At 59.4% G+C, this 22,797-nt stretch carries 22 protein-coding genes; 6 read left to right on the forward strand and 16 right to left on the reverse strand.

All coding sequences use genetic code 11. The features are described from left to right. Positions 1 to 15: 15 nt before the first annotated feature. The 4 genes from P792_RS22575 to P792_RS22590 all read right to left on the reverse strand — a co-directional run bounded on the left by P792_RS22575 (position 16) and on the right by P792_RS22590 (position 3,153). A complete protein-coding gene (locus P792_RS22575; RefSeq protein WP_023977524.1) occupies positions 16 to 969 on the reverse strand; it encodes a beta-ketoacyl-ACP synthase III in 954 nt (317 codons plus the stop codon). Positions 970 to 1,037: 68 nt separating this feature from the next. Beyond that, positions 1,038 to 2,129: a phosphate acyltransferase PlsX gene (plsX, locus tag P792_RS22580; RefSeq protein ID WP_023977525.1), complete on the reverse strand. Its 1,092-nt coding sequence runs from the start codon at positions 2,127 to 2,129 to the stop codon at positions 1,038 to 1,040. Positions 2,130 to 2,194: 65 nt separating this feature from the next. Then, positions 2,195 to 2,398: a 50S ribosomal protein L32 gene (rpmF, locus tag P792_RS22585; RefSeq protein ID WP_023977526.1), complete on the reverse strand. Its 204-nt coding sequence runs from the start codon at positions 2,396 to 2,398 to the stop codon at positions 2,195 to 2,197. A 137-nt stretch (positions 2,399 to 2,535) separates the two neighbouring features. Continuing rightward, positions 2,536 to 3,153 carry a DUF177 domain-containing protein gene (locus tag P792_RS22590; RefSeq protein ID WP_081866767.1) on the reverse strand — a complete coding sequence of 206 codons (618 nt, stop codon included), beginning with the start codon at positions 3,151 to 3,153 and terminating at the stop codon, positions 2,536 to 2,538. A gap of 188 nt (positions 3,154 to 3,341) precedes the next feature. Here P792_RS22590 and P792_RS22595 point away from each other — a divergent pair, with 188 nt between their 5' ends. Beyond that, positions 3,342 to 3,914: an outer membrane protein assembly factor BamE gene (locus tag P792_RS22595; protein ID WP_023977528.1), complete on the forward strand. Its 573-nt coding sequence runs from the start codon at positions 3,342 to 3,344 to the stop codon at positions 3,912 to 3,914. A 201-nt stretch (positions 3,915 to 4,115) separates the two neighbouring features. Here P792_RS22595 and P792_RS22600 read toward each other — a convergent pair whose 3' ends face one another. From P792_RS22600 to def, 4 genes are all read right to left on the reverse strand, one after another. Beyond that, positions 4,116 to 5,462 carry an ATP-binding protein gene (locus tag P792_RS22600; protein ID WP_023977529.1) on the reverse strand — a complete coding sequence of 449 codons (1,347 nt, stop codon included), beginning with the start codon at positions 5,460 to 5,462 and terminating at the stop codon, positions 4,116 to 4,118. A gap of 7 nt (positions 5,463 to 5,469) precedes the next feature. Then, on the reverse strand, positions 5,470 to 6,204 hold the full coding sequence (locus P792_RS22605; RefSeq protein ID WP_023977530.1) for a response regulator: 735 nt from the start codon (positions 6,202 to 6,204) through the stop codon (positions 5,470 to 5,472). 83 nt (positions 6,205 to 6,287) lie between these two features. Further along, on the reverse strand, positions 6,288 to 6,770 hold the full coding sequence (locus P792_RS22610; protein WP_031239950.1) for a MarR family winged helix-turn-helix transcriptional regulator: 483 nt from the start codon (positions 6,768 to 6,770) through the stop codon (positions 6,288 to 6,290). 3 nt (positions 6,771 to 6,773) lie between these two features. Beyond that, positions 6,774 to 7,304 carry a peptide deformylase gene (def, locus tag P792_RS22615; RefSeq protein WP_023977532.1) on the reverse strand — a complete coding sequence of 177 codons (531 nt, stop codon included), beginning with the start codon at positions 7,302 to 7,304 and terminating at the stop codon, positions 6,774 to 6,776. A gap of 221 nt (positions 7,305 to 7,525) precedes the next feature. On the opposite strand from def, the gene rpsU reads away from it, so the two are divergent. Beyond that, entirely contained in the window at positions 7,526 to 7,729 is a 204-nt protein-coding gene (gene rpsU / locus P792_RS22620) for a 30S ribosomal protein S21 (RefSeq protein ID WP_007283570.1), read from the forward strand. A gap of 223 nt (positions 7,730 to 7,952) precedes the next feature. Here rpsU and P792_RS22625 read toward each other — a convergent pair whose 3' ends face one another. The 4 genes from P792_RS22625 to P792_RS22640 form a co-directional block, all read right to left on the reverse strand. Then, entirely contained in the window at positions 7,953 to 10,103 is a 2,151-nt protein-coding gene (locus P792_RS22625) for a prolyl oligopeptidase family protein (protein WP_031239951.1), read from the reverse strand. A gap of 194 nt (positions 10,104 to 10,297) precedes the next feature. Next, complete coding sequence (locus P792_RS22630) at positions 10,298 to 11,773, reverse strand: glycosyltransferase family 39 protein (RefSeq protein WP_152530110.1); 1,476 nt, start codon at positions 11,771 to 11,773, stop codon at positions 10,298 to 10,300. Beyond that, positions 11,742 to 12,833 carry a glycosyltransferase family 2 protein gene (locus P792_RS22635; protein WP_031239953.1) on the reverse strand — a complete coding sequence of 364 codons (1,092 nt, stop codon included), beginning with the start codon at positions 12,831 to 12,833 and terminating at the stop codon, positions 11,742 to 11,744. Before P792_RS22635 ends, P792_RS22630 begins: the two co-directional genes overlap by 32 nt. Continuing rightward, a complete protein-coding gene (locus tag P792_RS22640; protein WP_051395788.1) occupies positions 12,830 to 13,327 on the reverse strand; it encodes an Lrp/AsnC family transcriptional regulator in 498 nt (165 codons plus the stop codon). Before P792_RS22640 ends, P792_RS22635 begins: the two co-directional genes overlap by 4 nt. Positions 13,328 to 13,586: 259 nt before the next feature. Here P792_RS22640 and trxB point away from each other — a divergent pair, with 259 nt between their 5' ends. Both trxB and P792_RS22650 read left to right on the forward strand, forming a co-directional pair. Continuing rightward, the gene (trxB, locus tag P792_RS22645) at positions 13,587 to 14,543 is read left to right on the forward strand and encodes a thioredoxin-disulfide reductase (protein WP_023977537.1); all 957 of its coding nucleotides are present in this window, start codon (positions 13,587 to 13,589) and stop codon (positions 14,541 to 14,543) included. Positions 14,544 to 14,718: 175 nt separating this feature from the next. Next, a complete protein-coding gene (locus tag P792_RS22650; RefSeq protein ID WP_023977538.1) occupies positions 14,719 to 15,609 on the forward strand; it encodes a LysR family transcriptional regulator in 891 nt (296 codons plus the stop codon). Positions 15,610 to 15,798: 189 nt separating this feature from the next. Here the strand turns inward: P792_RS22650 and P792_RS22655 are convergent, their stop codons facing one another. The 3 genes from P792_RS22655 to P792_RS22665 all read right to left on the reverse strand — a co-directional run bounded on the left by P792_RS22655 (position 15,799) and on the right by P792_RS22665 (position 17,689). After that, on the reverse strand, positions 15,799 to 16,095 hold the full coding sequence (locus P792_RS22655) for an integration host factor subunit beta (RefSeq protein WP_023977539.1): 297 nt from the start codon (positions 16,093 to 16,095) through the stop codon (positions 15,799 to 15,801). 67 nt (positions 16,096 to 16,162) lie between these two features. Next, positions 16,163 to 17,107 carry a signal peptide peptidase SppA gene (gene sppA, locus P792_RS22660; RefSeq protein WP_023977540.1) on the reverse strand — a complete coding sequence of 315 codons (945 nt, stop codon included), beginning with the start codon at positions 17,105 to 17,107 and terminating at the stop codon, positions 16,163 to 16,165. 90 nt (positions 17,108 to 17,197) lie between these two features. Beyond that, positions 17,198 to 17,689 (reverse strand): MucR family transcriptional regulator, encoded by a 492-nt coding sequence (locus tag P792_RS22665; RefSeq protein ID WP_023977541.1) that lies wholly within the window; start codon positions 17,687 to 17,689, stop codon positions 17,198 to 17,200. A 964-nt stretch (positions 17,690 to 18,653) separates the two neighbouring features. On the opposite strand from P792_RS22665, the gene P792_RS22670 reads away from it, so the two are divergent. After that, positions 18,654 to 20,792: an FUSC family protein gene (locus tag P792_RS22670; protein ID WP_235075370.1), complete on the forward strand. Its 2,139-nt coding sequence runs from the start codon at positions 18,654 to 18,656 to the stop codon at positions 20,790 to 20,792. Beyond that, positions 20,789 to 22,147: a guanine deaminase gene (gene guaD / locus P792_RS22675; RefSeq protein WP_023977543.1), complete on the forward strand. Its 1,359-nt coding sequence runs from the start codon at positions 20,789 to 20,791 to the stop codon at positions 22,145 to 22,147. Before P792_RS22670 ends, guaD begins: the two co-directional genes overlap by 4 nt. A gap of 33 nt (positions 22,148 to 22,180) precedes the next feature. On the opposite strand, the gene P792_RS0117710 is transcribed toward guaD, so the two are convergent. Next, positions 22,181 to 22,797, reverse strand: a 617-nt coding sequence (locus P792_RS0117710; RefSeq protein WP_031239956.1) for an alpha/beta hydrolase, incomplete at its 5' end; no start/stop codon positions are given.

Consider the following 22,797-nt stretch of genomic DNA (forward strand, 5'->3'; position numbering starts at 1 on the left):
AGTGCGCTTTGCGCTCTACATGCGCAGAAGCGCTGATCCCCAGGTCAGACCGCCACCAAGCGCCTCGAGAAGCACGAGATCGCCCTTGCGGATACGTCCGTCGCGCACGGCTTCATCCAGCGCCAGCGGGATGGAAGCCGCTGACGTGTTGGCATGACGATCGACCGTCACGACCACACGATCGAGCGGGAGGGCAAGCTTCTTAGCCATGCCCTCGATTATGCGCAGATTGGCCTGATGAGGCACCAGCCACGCAATGTCCTGCCCGCTCAGCCCATGAAGGGCCAGAGCTTCATCCACCACTGCGGAGAGTTTGGCCACTGCGTGACGGAAAACCTCACGGCCCTGCATGTGCAGGACAGGCGACGGTGTAGAAGGACCATCGACGAAAAGAATATCGCCATGGGCGCCGTCGCTGTGCAGATGGGTCGAGAGGATACCAACGCCGTCCTCTTCGGTCGCTTCCAGAAGGACTGCGCCTGCACCATCGCCAAACAGCACGCAGGTCGTGCGGTCTTCCCAATCGAGAATCCGCGAATAGACTTCCGAGCCAATAACAAGCGCCTTGCGGATTTGACCGCTGCGGATGAACGCCTCAGCCGTCGCCAGAGCGTAGACGAAACCCGAGCAGGCAGCCGTCAGGTCGAATGCAAAACCACCGCTCAGCCCAAGCTCGGCCTGCACACGCACCGCTGTCGCAGGAAAGGTCTGATCAGGCGTCGCTGTCGCCACGATCACCGCGCCGATATCGGTCGAATCGCCCCCGGCATAATCGATGGCGGCCCGTGCTGCTGCCACGGCCATCCTGACGGCATTTTCATCCCCGCTGGCGATATGGCGCTGGGCGATACCGGTGCGCGTGCGGATCCATTCGTCAGAGGTCTCGATACGCTCGGCGAGATCGGCATTGGTGACAACCTGCTTCGGCAGATAGCTGCCAAACCCGGTCAGTCGCGCGCGCAGGGACATGTGTCTTCCTCTTGAATGATACCGGTCAAGCACTCAGGCCAGCACCGGCGGCTTCCTCAGCGCGCCCCTCAGGCAGCGCTGGGAGAGGTGGCGAGTTCGGTCTCGACATTCGCCGCCATAAGGGCTTCGACCTGGCGCAGACGCTCGCGGATCTTCTCGTTAATAGAGTGGGTTACGGCATCCATCGCAACATCAATGGCTGCCGCGAATCCTTCGGCATCAGCGCCGCCATGCGACTTCACGACGATACCGTTGAGGCCGACAAATACCGCGCCGTTATACCGTCGCGGATCGATCCATTCCTTCATGCGCTCCAGCCCGGGACGCACAAGAAGGTAACCGATACGGGTCAGCAGGCTGGTCTTGAAAACACGCTGCAGCAGCATCGAGACAAGTTTGAGCGCGCCCTCGCCTGTCTTGAGCGCAATGTTGCCGGAAAACCCGTCGGTCACGACCACGTCGGTCGTCCCCGCGGTGATGTCGTGACCTTCGACAAACCCGTGAAACTGGGCCGCAAGCGGCGATTCGCGCAGAATATCGGCCGCGGCACGCAGACGCTCGTCACCCTTGAGTTCCTCGGCACCGACATTCAGCAGACCGATACTCGGTGCGGGCAAACCCAGAACCGCCTTGGCGAAGGCCTCACCCATCACGGCAAACTCGACCAGATTGCGCGTATCGCAGGCAATATTGGCGCCAAGGTCCAGCATCACCACGTCGCCGCGGGCAGACGGGTTGACCGCTGCCATGGCAGGCCGCGTGATACCGGGGAGGGTTTTGAGAACGATCTTGGCAAGAGCCAGCATGGCGCCGCTATTGCCAGCTGACACAACGCCACCTGCCTCGCCCGATGCTACGGCATCGATCGCCATACGCAACGAAGAGTCACGCAGGCGCAAAGCCGCTGTGGGCTTCATTTCCATCGAGATGGAAGAAGGCGCGTGGCGGATCTCGCAGATACGCTGCGCCTTGGCGTAGCGCGCCAGCTGAGGGCGCAGAATAGCCTCGTCACCAACAAGCAGAATTTTTGCTGTAGGATGTCGATCGGCAGCGCGATCCAAACCAGCCAGAACGATTTCGGGGGCATGATCCCCACCCATCGCATCAATGGCCAAACTATAAGGCGCAGCCTGGCTGGCCGGCGCATCTAGGTCAGTCATGCTCCGCCCCGCGTCTTATTTTGAACAAGACGAGCCGACCCGAAGGGGGTCGACCCGATCGAGCCTCAAACGCGAACGGTCGTCTTCAGCGTCTTGCCGGAAGCCACGACTTCACGACCGTCATAATGACCGCAATGGGCGCACACGTGATGCGGGCGCTTCAGTTCACCACAGTTGCTGCATTCGGCGTGAGCCTGAACGGTCAGGGCGTGATGGCTGCGACGCATGCCCATGCGGGACGGCGTGGTCTTTCTTTTGGGGACGGCCATGGCGGGAGCCTCTTTCTTCTTAGATCGTCCCTGCTTTCGGCCGCCATTCGGCCTCAGCAGATAACGATGCTGTTCACTATGATCAGGCGGGCGGCTCTAGCAGACCCTAGGCCGGGTCGCAAGCATCCTGTTCAATTCTAGCTCAGATCTGCCTTTTTTTTGCTCAAAGACAGTCCAGCGAGGGCACCGAACGGGTTGGGTCGACCGCCTTCCTCTTCAGTTGCTTCCTCTGCCGTCTCCCGTGGGGCTTCGTCAACCGCATTTTCGAGTGCGGCCCCGGGCTTGCGAGGATAGGACGGCAGCATCAGCGCCAATTGCTCCGAGGCGACCTCACCGAGGTCAAGCGCGTTTCCCTCATACGGAATTTCGTCAATCGCCTCGAGATCCGAGGCGCTGTCCTCAGAAAAACGACGCGCCGGCACCATGCGCACGGCAAAGGATTCGTTAAGGGCATCCTCGAATGTTTCGCCCGTGATGACACATTCGAGCGTCACATGGGCGGTCAGCACCCCTTCGAGCACGAAATGATCGCCCGGTTCCGGAATAATACGAAACCGGCAGTTCAAGGCGTGGATGGCCGGGATATCGAGCCTTCCGGCCAGTTTGCGGCACTCGGCCTCGTTGGCCTTGATCGTCTCTGCCATGCCGTCATGACCGATGCGGTTAATCACAAGGCGGCGAGAAAACTCCGGAGGCGCCGTAACCGCAGCCACGGACTCAGCACGGGAGAATTTCGGGTCGTTGCTGTCTGTCATGCTGCCTTCCTGACATGCTGCTGGCAAAAACCCGGGAGCGGGCTTCCTTTTCCGAATTGCCTTAACGTCGCTCTCCGCAATATAGAAGAGCCTGATGGTCCTATCGACGTTGGTGAAACGATGTTCCCACCAATCCGAGAAGATCGCCCGGATTATTTCACGATCACTGCAGGACGACATAACCCGCCATGAAGAGCGCCTCCCAGAAGACCTCCCAGCGGCAGAAATCGCATGCGGGCCTCGCGCGCGCCCTGCTCTGCATCGCGCCCCTCGCCCTGGCGGGCTGCTCGGTTTTCAGCCCGATTCCCCAGAATCGTGGCTCGCTGATCGAAAAGGATGACTACGCACAGCTCGTACCGGGAACCAGCACACGCAACGACGTGACCGATATCCTCGGCTCACCGACCGCCCATGCGACCTTTGACGACAATACCTGGTTCTATGTGTCGATGGTGACCGTGCCCCAGCCTTTGGGCTTTCCTCGTGTGACCAAGCAGAATGTTCTGGTTCTGGCATTTGACACCACGGGCGTCCTGCGCCGCATGGACACGCTGCACCGCAAGAACGGCTATAATGTCGGCATGGTCGGCGAGACGACCCCGACGCCGGGCACCAAGGTCAACGTCCTGCAGCAGCTGCTGGGCAATGTGGGCCGCTACAACCCCATGAGCAACATGGGCAGCACATTTGGCGGCACACAGGGTCCGCTGGGTGCCGGTGTGGGCACGGGTCATGGTGGAACAGGCAACTCGCTTCCCTGATCACCCCAATCGCCTAACTGGCCCTGCGAGAGCGCTGGGACGGTATCGCCTTTTGATAAACCGGCTTCGCCCTCACGCGATGCCGGTTTTTTCATGAGGCGTCCCTTGTGGGACCGGGCCCTTTCGTTGCGCAAGGGCTCTTCGCCGGACCAGATTTGAGCCTCCCTCTCCCAGCATTGCGCCTCAGCGGGGAGAAGATCCCTATTGCGGCAGTTTGAGCATGACCCGAAGGCCACCGAGTGGACTGTTCCGCAGCACCACGCTCCCCCCATGTGCGGCCATGATATCACGCGCGATCGTGAGGCCTAGCCCGCTTCCGCCCTCCGGGCCCGCCGTGCTGCTGAAGGCCCGAAACACATCCTTACGTCGTGATTGCGCAATACCCGGTCCGTCATCGTCGATGGTAATTTCCACCATGCGCCCGGTCTGACGCAGCGCGAACATCATACGCCCGCCATGGCGACGCGCATTCTCCGCCAGATTGATCAATACACGGCGCATCGCATCCGGGCGCACAGGCACCGTCAGGCTCTGTTCGGCATGGATGGCAAGCACATCGCCTCCAGCCCGCGTCGTTGCCGCCGCGACATCGCGCAGCAGTGCGAGCAGATCGGTCGGAACGGGATCCTCCTCGCCCTCCCCCCGGGCAAAGGAGAGATAACTACCAATCAGGCGTTCCATCTCGGCAATGTCGGCAACCATATCCTCGATGTCAGGACGCAGCTCCTGTGCCTCGACCATGCCCTCGACGGGCATCATGGCCAGCGTCAGGCGCAGCCGCGTCAGAGGTGTGCGCAAATCATGCGAAACGCCAGCGAGAACCGCCGTCCGATGCGTCACAAAACGGTTCACCCGTGCCTGCATGCGATTGAAGGCGAGCGCAGCCTTGCGTATCTCCAGCGCGCCCTGCGGGTGAATCGGCCCGTCATCGCGCCCCAGGCCGAAATTCTCTGCCGCCCTAGCCAGCCGCCTGACAGCGCGAACCTGCCGACCGATGAAAAGACCGGCGACCATGAAGAGCAGGATGGCGCTTCCGACCTCCCATGCCACAAACAGCCATATGGGCCCGACATCCAGCCGCTTGCGCGGGACGATCACCTCAAGCACGCCATCATGTAGAGGAATATCAAGCCGGACACTCTGTCTCGTGGCGTTCCAGTCGATATAGCATGGGGCATCGAACACCCGACGCACTGCATTCGTCAGGTCCTCATCCATGGGGCCCAGCACGAAAGGCGCAGGTGCATCGGTCAGCCGTGCACCGGGATGAAAGGTGATTACAAGCTGCGTGCGCCAGCGGGCCTGATCCAGGATCCAGTCCTGCTGCCCCGGCATATGCTCGACCGAATCCCTGATATAGGCGAGATCCGACACCACACTGTCGGCCAGACGGCGCGACACGACGTTCAGGTAGTTGCCGTAAAAGAGCTGCAAGGCCACGATTTGGGTGATCAGTAGCGGCATGAGCACGATCAGGAGCGACCGGCCCTGAAAAGAGCGCGGCAACAGCCGGCGAACCACGCGCTCAAGCATGCGGGCGGCTTTCATGCCAGTCTCAGCTCCCCGGCTTCAGCACATAACCCTTGCCTCTGACTGTCTGAAGAAAGCGCGGCTCCTTCTGGTCTGGCTCGATCCGGCGGCGCAGGCGCGTAACCTGTACATCGACGGCACGTTCGCCAATCTCATCCATGCCCAGTGCCTCTGCAATGGCCTCGCGCGACAGGATTTCTCCCGGTACGCGGGTCAGCACACCCAGCAGGGCTGCCTCGCCGCTTGTAAGATGCACAATACCTTCCGGCCCGGTAAGGAGCCCACGACCTGTGTCGAATTCGAGCCGCCCAAGCCGTAGCAGGCGCGGCGTGCCGATAGGGCGTGGAACATGGCGGCGCAGATGCGCCTGCAGCCTGAGCAGCAACTCACGCGGCTCGAAAGGCTTGCCCAGATAATCATCCGCGCCGGATTCGAGACCGATTATACGGTCCGCAGGCTCGCCACGGGCAGTCAGAAGAATGATGGGCCAGACCTGGCCGTTTTCGCGCAGCCAGCGAGTCAGGCTCAAGCCATCTTCACCGGGCATGTTGATATCCGCCACCATCGCATCGGGCTGGGTGACAGCCAGGATCTTGCGCGCCGCCTCGGCATCAACCGCCGTGGTGATACGAAACCCGGCCTCGGTCAGAAAGCGCTGCAACAGGCGAAGGAGGCGCGCGTCATCATCCACCACAAGGATATGGGCACCATGACCGACACCCCCTTGCGATTTACCCTCTGCTGATCTGGTCTCGCCCATACCACCCCCGGATATCGTCGTATCACTCGTCTTGCCCGGCACCGCGTCTGACGCCTTTCCTGCCCTCATATCCGGCATTCCGGTCATGGTACGCCGCCTTCGCCTTGAAGGGTGGCCAGCACGCGCCTGAACCCCTCGACAGCCTGCCCTCCGGCAGCACGATAGGCCAGCGTCATGCGGTCACGCAGGGCCACAAAGATCTCCTCTTCGATGGACGCCCCTTGCGGCGTCAGATGGAGATGCTTGAGTCTCCTGTCATGCTCATCAGCGCGTTGCTCGATCAGACCGCGGGCCATGAGTTCCTGCAGGACGCGGTTGAGACTTTGCTTGGTGATATTCAGACGTCGCAGCAGCGCGCTCATGGTCAGGCCTTGATGGGTCGAAACCAGAAACATCACCCTATGATGGGCCGAGCCTAACTGGTTGTCACGCTGGAGTGGTTCACAGGTTGCGCTCAGTTCGCGCCAAGCCAGAAGCATGGCCTCGTAGGTGAGCCGGATCTGTTCTTCACGAAGGTAGAGATGCGCTTGGCCAGGAGCATCTCGCTGCATACGCAGGCCGGACATCAACTAGCCCTCACTGTCACGAGGTATGGCGAATTCCTCGGCATAGCCGAAGCTCGCGAAATCAGTCATGCGCATGGTGTAGAGAATACCATCAAGGTGATCATATTCGTGCTGCAGGACGTTGGCGTGGAACCCACGCGCTTCTCCCTGAATTACCGAGCCATCAAGATCCAGACCACGATAGGCGATGGCAGCGTGGCGTGGCACGACACCCCGTAATAGCGGGAGAGAAAGACATCCTTCCGCGCACTGCATCATCTCCTCGCCCAGAGGCATGATTTCGGGATTGATCAGCACACGCGGTGGAATCGGCGCCTCATTGGGGCCGCATCGCCCCTCAGGCACATGATAAACGAACAAGCGCAATGATTTGTGAACCTGTGGGGCGGCGAGCCCGGCGCCGCGCGAATCAAGCATCGTTTCGATCATGTCTGAAACCAGTTGTCTGACCGATAAAGAATGAGCGTCTTCAATCGGTTGCGCTCGCTGAAGCAATACCGGATGCCCCATACGCGCAATTTTCAGCAACGCCATTTCTGCACACAGCCTTCTATTCGCGGGAATAGTTCCCGCCTCCTGTCGCATGGTGACATGAATAATTTTCGGGCGATACTGCTCAAACCGTTTGTGTCCCCTTCAAAACCTGTGCTAAGGCGCTGGCCTCTCTGGAACGCTCTGCCATCGGTATCGCGTTCCTGGCATCGCATTTACAAACAGACCATGATCTTCATGGTCGGACAGGAGATGGCAGACCCGTGCAGGTTCTGGTTCGTGACAACAATGTTGATCAGGCGCTCAAGGCGCTCAAGAAAAAGATGCAGCGCGAAGGCGTTTTCCGCGAGATGAAGCTGCGTCGCCACTTCGAAAAGCCCTCCGAGCGTCGCGCTCGTGAAGCGGCCGAAGCGGTTCGTCGTGCACGCAAGATGGAGCGCAAGCGCCTGGAGCGTGAAGGCTTCTGATCAGCCTGCCGAACCGGCAAACAGAACAACCGCCGTTTTCACGGCGGTTTTTTTGTGCCTGCTTCCCGGGGGCAGTTATCGCCCTGCATCGACTTTCGCCACGCTGTTTCCCGATGCTGGCCAGCTTCCCTGCAAAAAGCCCTTGGCGAGAGAGAACTTCCCTCGCCTGTCACCTGTGGGTGATACCTGCCGCAGGTGCGAGCACTGGGCAGGTATCAGGCTCTCAGTATTTGAAGGCGGGGTCCTGATCCATGAGGCTTTTTGACAGGTAGACGGCCTCCAATGCCCGCTCATGAGCAATTTCCCGGGCGTTGACTGTCCCGGCATGACCGCCTTCCGTGTCTTCATAATAGTAGAACGGCTTGCCGAGTTCCTGCAGACGGGCGGCGAACAGACGCGCGTGAACAGGGCCCACGCGATCATCCTTGGTTGAGGTGAAGATGAACGGTACCGGGTAGGACACGTCTTTCTTCAAATGCTGCAACGGCGATATTCCCTCAAGAAATTTGCGCTCCTGCGGCACGCTCATATGGCCGTACTCCGCAGCCCAGGACGCGCCAGCCGCCATCGTCTCGAAATTCTCCATATCCAGCAGCGGCACACCGATGATGACGGCCTTCCATAGTTCCGGATGCTGGGTAAATTCCACCCCCATCAACAGGCCACCATTTGAGCGCCCGCGTATGGCAAGGTGCTCGCGATCAGCAATCTCGCGTTTGGCCAGATCGCGCCCAATCGCCGCAAAATCGTCATAGGCATGCTGACGGCCCGATTTCATCCCCGCCTCGTGCCAAGCTGGGCCGAACTCACCGCCGCCGCGAATATTGCCGACCACATAAACGCCGCCACGCTCCAGCCAGGTCTTGCCGATATCGGCATAATAGGTCGGCAGGTAGGAGAGATCGAAACCACCATAAGCGGTGAACAGCACGGGGTTATGTCCGTCCAGCTTCCAGTCCCGGCGATGGGTCACGAAATAGGGGATATCGACACCATCACTCGATTTTGCCCAAAACTGCTCGGTTCGCAGCCCCTTGGTATCGAACAGTGCCGGGGTTGTCTTGACCTTCTGGGACTTGCCCGTGTCGGTATCGAAACTCCAGAGTTCAGGCGGGATGATATAGCCCTCAACCTTGAGATACGCGTAGCTGACAGAAGCTGACGACGATTGCAGGGTCGCTGAACTCATGCGTGGCAGGACGTAGTACTTCTCCTGCCAGCCGCTCTCTTTTGCAGAGGGCGTGTAAAGCCGCACGGAAGGATGCACATCGCGATAAACCACCGCGATAATCCCTTTGGACGTAACGCCGATATCGGTTGTCGTTTCGCTGGCCTCGGGCTTGAAAACCAGAGCTGGCGCTTTGTTGGATGCTGCAGGGTCGACAGCGACAATGCTGCCACGAGAGAAGTGCCCGCCAACATTCCAGTCCTGATCGAGGCGTATGATCAGCTTGCCGGCATAGAAGCCGAGATAACCGATCTTCTCAGGCAGGGCGATCTGTCGCAGCGTCCCGGTGGCAGGGTCATAAACACGATATTCACTGCGGAAAAAGTCAAGATTACGCTGAATGATGGCGATACGCTCGCCGGTCTCGTCATGCAGCACCTCGGGCTCGACAATCATGTCGCTTTCCTGCCCGCGATAGATCTCCCTCGCTGCCGAGAGAGGTTCACCCCTTTTCACGAGACGCACGCTGAATGGATAGCCTGAGTGCGTCATGGAGCCCGCCCCCCAGTCGCGCGATACCAGAAGCGTGTCGCGGTCGAGCCACGCCACTCGCTGCTTGGAGTGGGGAAGATCGAAGCCATCGGGCACGAAACGACGCGTCTTTGTGTCGAACTCGCGGTAAGAGGCAGCGTCTTCACCCGAGAGCGACAGCGTGACGAGGCAGCGCGTTGCATCGGGCTCGAGGCAATCCGCGCCCTGGAATACCCAGTCGTGCTTTTCATCGCGTGACAGGGCGTCGATGTCGAGCATCGTCGTCCAGTCAGGCTCCGCCTTGGCGAGAGAATCTGGCGAGGTTACCCGCCAAATTCCCTTTGGGTGGTTGGCATCCTGCCAGTAATTCCACAACTTGCCTCCCGATTGCTCGGGTAGGGGCAGGCGTCCCGGCGCCTGCTCGACCGCAAGCACATCATCGTAGAATTTCTGATAGCGCTTATCGGACTGCAGGAGCCCTGCGCTACGGCTGTTCTGGGCCTTGACCCAATCGAGCGCCTGCTGCCCCTGAACCTGCTCTAGTACAGCGCGGGACGGCACATCCTTACCTGAGGGTTCAGCCGTTACCCCCGTCTGGGCGAGGGCCTGACCGACCACGGGAGGGAGGAAAGTCGTGCAGACGAGCGAGGTCATCGCCATTAAGATGCGCTTCATGAGCCATTTCCTTCATGCAAATCACAGGCAGCCTAAAGCATACCGTTACATGATGGAAAGGACCTGACACAGCTTCAGGACTGCGAATGTCGGGGCGGCCATTTCTACCCCACATGCGATGATTCGGTCAGAAAGCCCGGACATTGTGGCCTGGGGGGGACTGATCCGAAAAAAACAACCCAATGGGTAAAGTCTCAAGGTAGCCGGTACATTGCTGTCCCGGCCGGTACGTTCAGATTGATCAGACGGTAGCAGATGATCGGCTGGCCGCGCAGCAGGCGACAGAAGCGGCCCGTTTCAGCCGCGCCGAGCCACGCCGAGGGAAGATCCGGCTTTTCGCTCTCGCGTAGCAGCAATTGCGCTTTGGGCCCCGGATAGGCGTGGTCATGCGCGTCACGTCCGCCAAGAAAACCCCAGCGGCTGTCATAGCTGTATATCGGCTGATCGGGCGTCTCGTAGCGCATGATGGATGCGAGAGCATAATCGCCCACAACGAGGCTATGCCCCGGTGAAACCTCTCCCTGCACCCTGTGTGCCAGCCCGGACCAGTCCGCAGTCTGGCGGGCGATGACATCGTGATGGGCCGAGAGATGGAGCGGCGCGACCATACCCTGAAGGCTGATAAGCGCGGTGATCGCAAGACCGAGGGCGCAGGCATAACCGATGCGCCGATGCGTTGCAGCAGCCGCAAGAGCTGCTGCAGGATAGATCACTACCGGCCAGTTGGCCTGCACCCGCCCCCCAAAAGCATGCTGAACGAAAACGGCAACCGGCACGATGCATAGACAGGCCAGAAGGCGCGCCACTGGTTCGCGCCCTGCGCGTTTGATGCACCAGATAATCCCGATGCAGAAAAGCAGGAAAACCAGCGGCGTGGCCAGACCGATCTGACCTCCAGCCAGTTCCGCAAGAAAGTTGACCGCCTTGAGTGGATGCCAGTCGCTGGCCCGGCCGCCTTGCTTCAGAAAGCTAGCCCAGTGATGCGCCGCATTCCACGCCAATACGGGGAGAATGGTCGCAAGCCCGATGACGGCTCCACCAACAAGCCAGAGCCAGTGACGGCGTTGTGCGGGCGTTGCCAGTACCCAGAGCCCACAGGCAAAAGCCGGCAAGACAGCCGTGTATTTACTGTCAAAGGCCAGGCCAAAAAACAGTCCTGTTGCCAGCCACCAACGCGGCTGCCCCGTGACGATCAGGCGCCCCAGGGCCCATAGAGTAAGCGTCAGGAAAAAAACCAGCGGTGTATCCGGCGTGGCCGTGGCGGCCCCGAGGCCAAGCATGAGTGTCGCGTTGAGCAGCAGGGAGGCACGATACCCGGCCTGAACACTTCCGAGAAGATCGCGTCCGGCGCGGACTAGTACGATCGAACCAAGCAGCGCCGAGATAGGGCCGAGTACCCTGATCCCGAAAGCACTATCTCCGAACAAGGCTGTGCCAAGCCTGATCCATAGGGCGATCATGGGCGGATGATCGAGGTAACCCGCCTGAAGATGGCGCGACCACGTCCAGTAATAGGCCTCGTCTGGTGAGACACCCAATGTGGCCGCCAGACCGATGCGCAGGAGGGTCAGGACAAGCAGGACACCCCAGAACAGGGCGACGAGCTCCCTCGTTTCCCCTCTGGCGGGGGGAGCCGACTCAGCGCCAGACGAGGGTAGAGGCAATCGCATAATTCCAGACCACACCAATCACTGCGCCAGCCGCGCTGGCACGACTCCAATGCCCATGCGTGTCATAAATCAGTTCGGCAACGCCGATATTACCGAAAGCCCCGATGGTGGCGCCGATGACGAAGATACACAGTCCCGGCAGCCAACGGCGACCGCGCAGGGGGCGATCGAGATAGGTGATACGATTGTTCAACTGGAAGTTTGCAAGAATGGCGCAGGCCGTACCGAGTATCTGACTCACCTGAAAACCAGCCCCGGAGAAACGCGCGAGTTCCGAAACCAGCAAATTGACCGCGATCCCGACCAGCCCGACAGCCGCAAAAATGATGAAGCGTGTTGGCAGCCATCCACCGAAGGCACGCTCGATCAGCATGCCCAGAAACTGCACCATGACCAGCGGACTGAGTTTACTCTCACCCGATACACGCGGACGAAACACGAAGGGCACTTCAATGAGCCGCGCCTGACGCGGCACGGAGAGGACGATCTCGAGCAGGATCTTGAAGCCCGTCCCGGTAAGTTTCGGAACAGCCTGTTCGAATATCGGCCGTCTGACCGCGAAGAAACCGCTCATCGGATCGGAGAGCGGCATAGGCAGCAGTGATTGCGACAACCTTATCCCGGCCTGCGACAGCATATGCCGCCACCGATTGGCCAGGCCGCTGCTATCGCCACCCTCTATATGGCGGCTGGCGACAGCGATATCGGCATGGTTTTCAAGCAATGGCCTCACCAGATCGCGCAGGATGCCTTCATCATGCTGCAGGTCGCCGTCCATCACCGCGATAACGGGCGATGTGGAGGACAACGCGCCCTCAATCACCGCAGAGGAAAGCCCCCTGCGCCCGACGCGGCGGATCAGGCGGATCCGGGGATCCTCCTGCGCGGCCTTTTCGACCGCTTTCGATGTCCCGTCGGGCGAGTCATCATCGACAAAGACGATCTCCCAGCGCATGCCTTCAAGCGCACGGCGCACCCCCTCTATCAGGGGTGCCACATTGGCGGCTTCGTTATAGCAAGGAATGACGAGGGTCAGATCCGCCGGAAGCGGGGACATCATACCGGAACGCCGGCCCTGTTCAGACTGGTGCGTATGGTTTGCAACGTTTGCACGCGCACCACGTGATCCAGATCCGTCAGGCGCTTTGTCAGGTAGTTCTGATGCGCAGCATCACGGGCCACGAGGCGCACGAGAAAATCGCCGCCGCCCCGGATCATGTGACATTCACGCACTTCGGCCCAGCCGGCGACTTCGCGCTCGAAAGCTTCCAGTACACTGCCCTTCTGGCTCTCGAGCCCGATCAGCGCGAAGAATGTCAGCGACCAGCCGAGCCGGGAGGCATCCACATCTGCATGATAGCCTTCAATGACCCCAATTTCCTCAAGACGTCGAACACGACGCAGGCAGGGCGGTGCCGAGATGCCCGTGCGTCGCGCCAGCTCGACATTGGTCATACGGCCGTCGCGCTGCAACTCGGCCACGATCTGACGGTCGATCGAATCCAGATCGACGATCGTCGCGCTGGACGATCCCGGGGAGAGACCTGCCGACAGTGACTCGACTCGAGCCGTAGCGTCGTGAGGAGCAGCGTTGTGGGGGAAGTGGTCGTCAGGATCGTTGTCAGTCATCGTCACCGTGAGGGTCGGGCAAAACTAGTCGGTTGGCAGGCGCGCATCATCACCTATATCTGCATCCTGACCCGAGAGCCATGTCTCTTCGCAATTGTCTTGTCACTTAGGCATGGTGCATCAACACTCTGCCGGATGATCAATGACCAATGGTTAAACGAACACCAGTTCAAGGACATTTCCAGTGAGCCAGAGTTTCAGGACTGATCTGCTTGTTATTGGCGCAGGCCCGGCAGGCTATACCGCAGCAATTTACGCAGCGCGTGCCAATCTCAAGCCGATTCTTGTGGCCGGGCTGCAGCCAGGCGGCCAGTTGACCATCACCACCGATGTTGAAAACTACCCCGGCTTTGCCGAGCCGGTTCAGGGTCCCTGGCTTGTGGAGCAGATGCGCCTGCAGGCCGAGCATGTCGGCACCGAGATGCATTACGACCTGATCACGGAATGTGCCTTCAACGAAAAAACCGACGATGACTATTTTCGTCTGAAGGCGGATTCCGGCGCGGAATATCTGGCACGCACTGTTGTCATTGCCACAGGGGCCCAGGCGAAATGGCTTGGACTGCCCTCCGAAGCCAGACTGCAGAGCGGTGGCGTCTCGGCTTGCGCCACCTGCGACGGGTTCTTCTATCGCGGCAAGAAAGTGGCCGTGATCGGTGGCGGAAACACGGCGGTCGAAGAGGCGCTCTACCTCACGCACCACGCCGACCATGTGACGCTGGTTCATCGACGCGACAGCTTGCGCGCAGAACGCATCCTCCAGGACCGTCTTTTTGCCAATTCCAAGATCACGGTGCTCTGGAATAACGCGGTCGGGGAAATTCTCGGTGCTGGCAAGCCAGAGACCGTTTGTGGCGTGCGCCTGCGCAACACGCTCGATGGCAGCGAACAGACCCTGGATGTCGATGGCGTGTTCGTGGCGATTGGCCACAGCCCCAATACCGGGCCCTTCCGTGAAACGCTGGAGTGTGATTCGGAGGGCTACATCGTCACGGTGCCCGGCAGCACAAAAACCTCAGTCGAAGGCGTGTTTGCCGCTGGCGATGTGCAGGACAAGAAATTCAGGCAGGCGATTACGGCTGCTGGCACCGGATGTATGGCAGCCCTCGAAGCCGAGCATCTTCTGGCTGGACTGTCCTGACATTTCGATCGTTATTCTTCCGTAAGAGTTGCTGCATAAAATGACTTGGCAGGGCCTTAGAATGCTGCCAAGTCATAGTGATCAACATTTGATGACCGCCAGGCACGTGACCGGGAAATCCGCCCGCTCGCGCTCTTTTTCTGACGTGGTCGGGGACGAGCTCTAGGAAAGCCGCATGGACTGGGACAAATTGCGAATATTCCATGCGGTTGCCGAGGCGGGTTCGTTTACCCATGCCGGTGACCGGCTCAATTTGAGCCAGTCGGCAGTTTCCCGGCAGATTTCGGCTCTTGAAGAGACGCTGAACGTCCCGCTTTTTCATCGCCATGCCCGCGGCCTGATCCTGACCGAGCAAGGCGAGACACTCAACCACACCGTCCGGGAAGTGTTCTCGAAACTCTCCCTGACACAGGCCTATCTGAGCGAGAGCAAGGTCAAGGCCAAGGGCGAGCTCAAGATCACCACAACGTCGGGGTTTGGCCTCGGCTGGCTGGCCCCCAAACTCCAACGTTTTCTGGCGCTTCACCCCGATATCGAGGTGAGTTTGATCATGGAGGATACGGACCTCGACCTCGGGATGCGTGAGGCCGACGTCGCCATACGTATGCATCCCCCCAGGCAGGCCGATCTGATCCAGCGTCATCTGGCCAATTTTGCGATGCCTATCTATTCCAGTCAGGCCTATCTGGACCAGCACGGTGTCCCGAACAGTATTGCAGAGCTCGGCCAGCATCATCTGGTCGGGTTCGCTGGTATGTCACCTCCCCTCCCCGATGCCTTCTGGCTGCTCGAACTGGTTCGCCGGCAGTGTCATGGGTCAGTTCGCAACAAGCTGGAAATCAACAGCTTCCCGGCCATCGCCACAGCCATCGCCAAAGGTGCCGGAATCGGATCGGTCCCCACCTATCTGGCTCAGGCGCATCCGGAACTGATCCGTATTCTCGACCATGAGCCGATACCGACTGTAGAAGCCTTCTTCGTCTATCCTGAAGAACTGAAGATGTCGAAGCGGATAACAGTACTTCGCGACTTCCTGCTGAGTGAGATCCAGGCAGGAAAGCACTGAGAGCGACTGCTCGATAGTTGGAACACGCAGCCGGGTCCTGGCTCGTGCTTCTGCAAGGATAGCTTTCGGATCAATCGTCTAAAGATCGTTGGGCAGGTTCCTGCCCGATCCGGCCGAAAATTATGCTGACCTGCCTGGGCTGCGCGTCAATGCGACAGCCTATTCTCGCCTTTTACTCAACGCGCGTGCTCAGCCGCGTCGGGTCGCGTGGGCGTTCACGCGCTCGCGCAATTCCTTGCCAGCCTTGAAGAACGGGATGGTCTTTTCCTCTACAGATACAGCAGAGCCCGTGCGCGGATTGCGTCCCTGACGGGCATCGCGCTTCTTGACCACGAAAGCGCCAAAGCCACGGATCTCGACCCGATCCCCCCGCGCGAGAGCGCCGGAAATTTCGGAGAGGATGGTCTGGACAATCAACTCGATATGACGGGCACCGAGATGAGGATGCGCCGCCGAGAGTTCGGCAATGAGTTCGGATTTTGTCATCAGGGGCTCTGCAAACTCTCGGTAACAGGAGGGCGGATCGTCCGATACGCCCGACAACGCTCAGTTCTTACCGTGGCAAAATCGAGACTGCACCGTCAAGACTCTGATAGGCCATGACCTTGTCGATTGCTTCGGGCCAGGCAAACAACGAACCGCCGAAGCGATGATAGAGACGCTCCCACATCGTACGATCCGGTTTCTTGATGGCGAGCTTCCTGACTGGCAGATCCTTGCCGTCCTTGATCTGGCCGTGCAACCACGCAGCGGCCTGATCCTCATCACCAATCTGATCAATCAGATGGAGCGCAACAGCCTGGCGCCCGGTATAGGGCCGCCCGTCAGCCAGCTGGCGTATTTCCTCTATGGGGCGATGACGCCCCTTGGCGACCATCAGGACAAACTGATCAAACAGATCGTCAACGATCCCCTGGAGCATCTGCCGTCCCTCAGGCTTGAGCGCGGTGAAAGGCTGCGACTGATCCTTCATGGGGCCGGAGGTGATGCTCTCGGCCTTCACGCCAAGGCGGTCGAGCAACACGGAGGCATCGGGGCGCATCATGATGACCCCGATCGAACCGGTGATGGAAGAGGGATAGGCAAAGAGCCGCTGGGCGGGGACGGCAATCATGTAACCCGCCGAGGCCGCAAGACCCTGCATCGAAACGGCGACCGGCTTGCGACTGGCAAAGCGAGCAATGGCGTCGTGGAGCGCCTCACCGCCAGTCACACCGCCCCCCGGACTGTCAATGACAAGCAACATTCCCTTGATATGCGGATCACGCCCGGCACGCTCGATGGCTTCCACAGTCGGCCTGACCCTGTTGCCTATAACACCCGTGATCTCGAGACGCGCAATCGCGTCGCGTGGTGCATGGGGCCTGCGCGGCATAAAGAGCACCAGCATCGTTAAGATCAAGGCCGCGACAGCAATACCGCGCCAGAGCAGAAGGCGTCTCCGCTGGCGCAGCAGAGCGGCTCCGGTATCGTCATCCGTGCGATTGAACGCCGTCATCGGTCTTGTTTCCCATCACGCAAATAAAAAAGGCAACCCATCGCAGGATGGGTTGCCTTTCAAAGCGCGTCTACTGGGTAAATCCAGAGATCAGGCCTTTTTTGCACGTCCACGACGGGCCGGACGCTCTTCACCTTCGCTGCTCTCCTCTGCGGGAGCGCGCGATGCTGCATCGGCACCGGCATTGATCTTGCGGCCAAGCCCGATCTCACGAGCAAGATGCGAACGACGCTCCGCGTAATTCGGGGCAACCAGCGGGTAATCGCTCGGAAGACCCCAGCGCTCGCGATACTGCTCCGGCGTCATGCCATAAGCGCTCTGCAGGTGGCGCTTGAGCATCTTCAGCTTCTTACCGTCTTCAAGGCAGACAATATAGTCGGGGAAAACAGAGCGCTTGATCGGCACGGCAGGCTGCGGACGCTCCGGCTCGGGGTCAGCCTGACCAGCACCCTGCAGAGCGTTGTATACTTGCTTGATCATACCGGGCAGGTCATCGCCAGCCATCGAATTGTTGGCAACGTGAGAGGAAACGATCTGAGCGGTCAACTCTAGCAGGGCGACGTTGGTTTCTGACTCTGACATTTATTTTCTCTTTGTTGAAGTTTAACTCTTTTAACCGGATCTTTTATCGCATCAGTTTTACAAGGTAAATAGGTTTAACGATTTATCTTTTGTTTTTTATACTTCCAATCCAATCTCGTTAAAATCAAACTGACAAGACAGTGTTTCCAACTTCGGCACAAGAAGAAAGTTCTCACAAAAATCTTTTCGACGTTCGTTTTTCGATGCACACGTCAACACACGTGAAAACAGCCTAGTAGAACTTTGTAAAGTTTTTGATAAATTAGGGAAAATCACCCGTATTTTTTTATATCACATTTTTTCAATCAGCCGCCCCAGGCAATTGTCGAATAATTAACGCTGTGTTTTCTTCTTCCTTCCTTTCGCGTTGCCCCATTCCGGGAGGCATCGATACCCGTTCAGCCCACATGAAACGGTATTCAACGCAAAGAATCCTTGCGAAAACCATGAACGTCGTCAGGCTAGCCCACAATGGCAATACCGCGACAACGCGCGAACGTCATGATCGATTCTTCTCCATTACAGTTGGTTACTCATAGATATCGTCTCTGTCGTGCCGGTTGACTGAAGAATCCTGTCTCTGAACTCAGATACAGGCGTTCCTTCTGCGACCGCCGGGGAGCAGACCGCGATCAGCAAAGTCGGACAAAAACGAAAAATAACGCCTGTTAACTATTTGGTGATTTCCATCGTCATATCCTGCTCTGCCTGAGTGGCCGCACGGGGACCGCGCCTCAGCCCCCGACTTCTTCATCGCGGGAAGGAAATCGGGATAGTCGGCGCATCTGTTACTGATTCTTTAGGTGCGACATGTTCCGGCACGCTTTCCTTCCCGGGGGGGCGCTGCCATCATGGAGCGATGGCTACGCTGTGGCCTTTCGATTGCTCACAAACCGGTTCCGTCTCCTTGCGCCTGTTCACACACTCTTTTCTCAAAACCGGTCGTTCAGGCGGCAAAAAGCGCTTGGCAGAAAAGATATCGCTACGCCTGCCTTACACCCTCAAGCGTGACCGATGGGCCTGGCTGTTCGCCCCTTCCGCTCAATCGGTAGAGTTTGCGCTACGCAATACAATCGCAGCGCTCCTGGCACTCGGCATCGCCATGTGGATGGAACTCGACAGCCCGATCTGGGCCACCATGACCGTCTGGGCCGTGGCACAGGGCACCCGTGGCGAGAGTCTCTCCAAGGCGCGATGGCGTATTGTGGGGACAGTAATCGGTGCGATGGCGGCAATCGGCCTGTTCACGGTTTTTCCGCAACAGCCGCTCCTGTTTTTCCTGACACTCGCACTCTGGATGGGGCTCTGCGCGGGGCTGGCCACCTTCGTGAGCAATTTTCGCGCCTATGCGCTCGTCCTGTCAGGCTATACCTGCGCCATCATCGCGATGGGCGCGGTTTACGACCCCGAGAACGTTTTCATGATCGCGGTGTCACGCTCGACCTATATCGCGCTCGGCGTGATCTGCGAGGCAGGTATGGGCCTCGTCTTTGCCACCAGTCAGGAGCGACAGGCCCGACAGGCGGTGCGCACCAAGCTTCAGACTGCGCTCTCCCTCGTCTCGCTCTCCATCGCTGACATCCTCTCCGACGCCGCCACGACCCAACGCAAGGCGCGTGAGCTGTTTGCCACGATCCTGCGCCTGAACAGCGAGATCGAATTCGCTGAAATCGAGATGGGGCCTCATGGGCATGAGGGCGACCACGCCCGTGCTGCCCTAGCTGCCGTCTCCATCCTGCTTTCCCGAGGCTTTGGTATGGCGGCCCGCCTCGCGGCCCTTGCTCACAGCCACGGCAGTTTTCATGAAACCTCGCACCATGCGCAACTCTTCCTTCGTGGACTCGAGGCACGCCTGCGCGATGCGGAACCCGTTCAGGGTATTCTAGCCGACCTCCATCTGCTGATCGAGGAATGTCGCGTCCATGCCGCACCGTTCATAAGGCCGGATCACAGCGACCTGCCGGATCTTGGCCCGGTGGACGAACGGGTGTTGCATGTCGCGCTTGGTGAATTGCTCAACGATCTTGAAATCGCGATCATCGAATATGATGCCAGCACCCATCTGATTCCGCGCGACCGGTTTCACTTCAGGCTGCAAACCCATCACGATCCGCGCAACGCCATCAATAACGGCCTGCGTGTGATGGCGGCCATTCTTTTCACGGCCCTTGTGTGGGAAGTCACCGCATGGCCGAACGGCACCGGCTTCATCTCGATGACATCTCTTATCTGCGGTCTGTTTGCCACGCAGGAAAATCCGGTTCTAGGCACAACAGCCTTTCTCAAGGGAACGATCTGGTCAGTTATCGCCGGGGGTATCCTCACCTTCATATTCGTGCCGAAATTCGACACCTACGAGATGTTCATCATGGCATTCGGACCTGCCATGTTCATTGGTGGGCTGGCGCGCGCCAACGTCGCCACGGCAGGTGCCGCCGCCGCTTACGGCCTGCTCATGCCCAGCATGGTGAATGTCCAGAATCACCACCGCCTCGATGAGATTGCCTTCTATAACGGTGCCATGGGCACCCTCATGGCTGCCTGCGCCGCTGTGCTGGTCTTTCATACCTTTCTGCCTTTCAGCCCGCAGGCCGAGCGGCTGCGGCTGCGGCGGCAGATGTTGGGGGAGCTGCGCAATCTCTGCCATCTGCGCAAGGCGCCGGAAACACGACAATGGATCGGGCGCAATATCGATCGATTTGCCCGATTGATCCGCCATGCAGGCCCTTCGCCCCTTCCCGTCGTCGAGAGCTATCTGCAAGGCACGCTTGCCATCATGACCATCGGTCTCAACGCCATCCGGCTGCGCACACTGCTTGACCGCGAGCATCTGCCCGTTACAGCCCGGCGCCCTATCGAATTGCTGCTCGACCGTATGGAATATACGCGCGACCGCCACGACCGCCCTGCGCGTGTTGCCGCCGCCGCAGTGCGTCGCCTGCGTGCGCTCGACCGAACCGAAACCGACCTCGTGACACGCCTCGAACTTATTCGCGGCATTTCCTATCTCGTGGTGATTCGCGACGAACTCGTTGCCAACGCGGCCTTTCTGGATGAGACACAGGCTTTCACTAGCCGAGAGCTCCTCGAAGAGGTCAAATGAGCCCTGTGCAACCTGCTTCAGCTATCCCAGACTCCTGCCCTCCCACGCCCCGCCTCGCCCTGCGCGGGACCGTTCTGCGCTTTGTCGGCAATCCGTTCGATATGCGCCCGGATGACGCTCTGAGTTTCGACACGGATGGTCTGGTGATCATCGAGAATGGCCGCATCAGTGCTGTTGGGCCCTATGGTCAGCTGGCGCCAGGGCTCAAAGACAACAGCGCGGTCATCGACCATCGCGGCAGCCTGATCGGGCCAGGCTTCATCGATACGCACGTGCATTATCCGCAACTCGGGGTCATTGCGTCCTATGGCGAGCAATTGCTCACCTGGCTCGAACGCTACGTCTTTCCTGAGGAACGCCGCTTCGCCGAGCAGGCCTATGCCCAGCGCGTCGCCTCGGATTTTCTCGACAATCTTCTGGACCAGGGCACGACAACGGCAGCAGTTTACTGCACGGTTCATCCTGAGTCGGTCGAGGCCTTCTTCAGCGAGTCAACGCGACGCAATACGCGTATGATCGCCGGCAAGGTTCTCATGGACCGCAATGCGCCAGATTACCTGCGTGATACGGCTCAGGACGGTTATGACGAGTCCCAGCGCCTGATCGACAAATGGCATGGTCGTGGCCGTCAGCTCTATGCCGTAACGCCGCGCTTTGCCCCAACCAGCACCGAGACCCAGCTTGAGCTGGCCGGAGCCCTCCTTGATACGGCGCCCGATCTGTTCATGCAGACGCATCTTCTGGAAACACTGCGCGAGGAAGAATGGGTCCGGTCCCTTTTCCCTCATCGCACAGGCTATCTGGATGTGTATGACCAGGCAGGGCTTGTTCGACCGCGCAGTATTTTCGGCCATGCCGTCCATGTAAACGAGCAGGACCTGACGCGCTGTGCCCATGCGGGCTGCACCCTGGCGCATTGTCCGACCTCAAACGCGTTCCTGGGCAGTGGCGCCTTTCGCCTGTTCGACGCCATGCGCCCCGACCGGCGTGTGCATGTTGGGCTGGGAACCGATATTGGCGGCGGAAACAGCCTCTCCATGTTGCGCGTAATGAACGATGCCTATTGCGCTGCACAGTCACATGGAACGAGTCTGCATCCGGTGCAGGCCTATTGGCTGGCAACAGCCGGGGCAGCACAGGCGCTGGGGCTGCAGCATCAGATCGGCCAGGTCGAGCCCGGGCTCGAGGCCGATCTTTGCGTGATGGACCCCTATGCGACGCCCCTTATGGCGCAACGTGCGAAACGGGCCGAAACGGTGTCAGATCTGCTTTTCGCGCTTTCCATGCTCGGGGACGACAGGGCAATCAGCGCCACTTATGTCATGGGGCTGCGGCATCAACGCTCAACGCCGTGAAACGCCAAGCTCCCACCCCGGCACGATCAGCGCTCAGATGGCGCGGATCAGCCCGTATTGGGTAAGCCAGGATTCATACCAGACAGGCCAGTTTGCGGTAACCTGATCAGGCTCACCCATGCCGAAGCCATGCCCGCCACTGGGCAGGCGGTGATAATCGACAGCCGTCCCTATCGCCTCGCAGGTCTGGGCCATCAGTGCAGCATTATAGGGGTTCGCTATACGGTCATTATCCGCCTGGGTCAGAAACACCGGCGGATAACCTGGCCTGACATGACTTTGCACTGACCACAGACGCGCCAGATCGGGGGCTGCATCGACGCCCACAAGATCCCGATGCGTTGCCGTATGATCATAGGGCTTCTCAAGCGTGATCACAGGGTAGATCAGGGCAGCGCCCGCCGGTTTCGGCACGGATATCTTTGCAAGGACGGACGCAAACGGACCTTCCCCATGCCATTGCGAGGCAGTCATGCCCATAAGATGGCCTCCAGCCGAGAAGCCAAGCAGACTGATACGCGCCTTGTCGATACCGTCACGATGCGCATGGCGCCCGATAAGGGCAAGCGCACGGCGGGCATCCTGAAAGGGAGCGAGCGGACCCTCTGCCCACCCCTCACCCGGCAGACGATAAACCAGTACATAGGCGG

This window comes from Asaia sp. SF2.1, assembly GCF_000505765.1.
Lineage (GTDB): Bacteria > Pseudomonadota > Alphaproteobacteria > Acetobacterales > Acetobacteraceae > Asaia > Asaia bogorensis.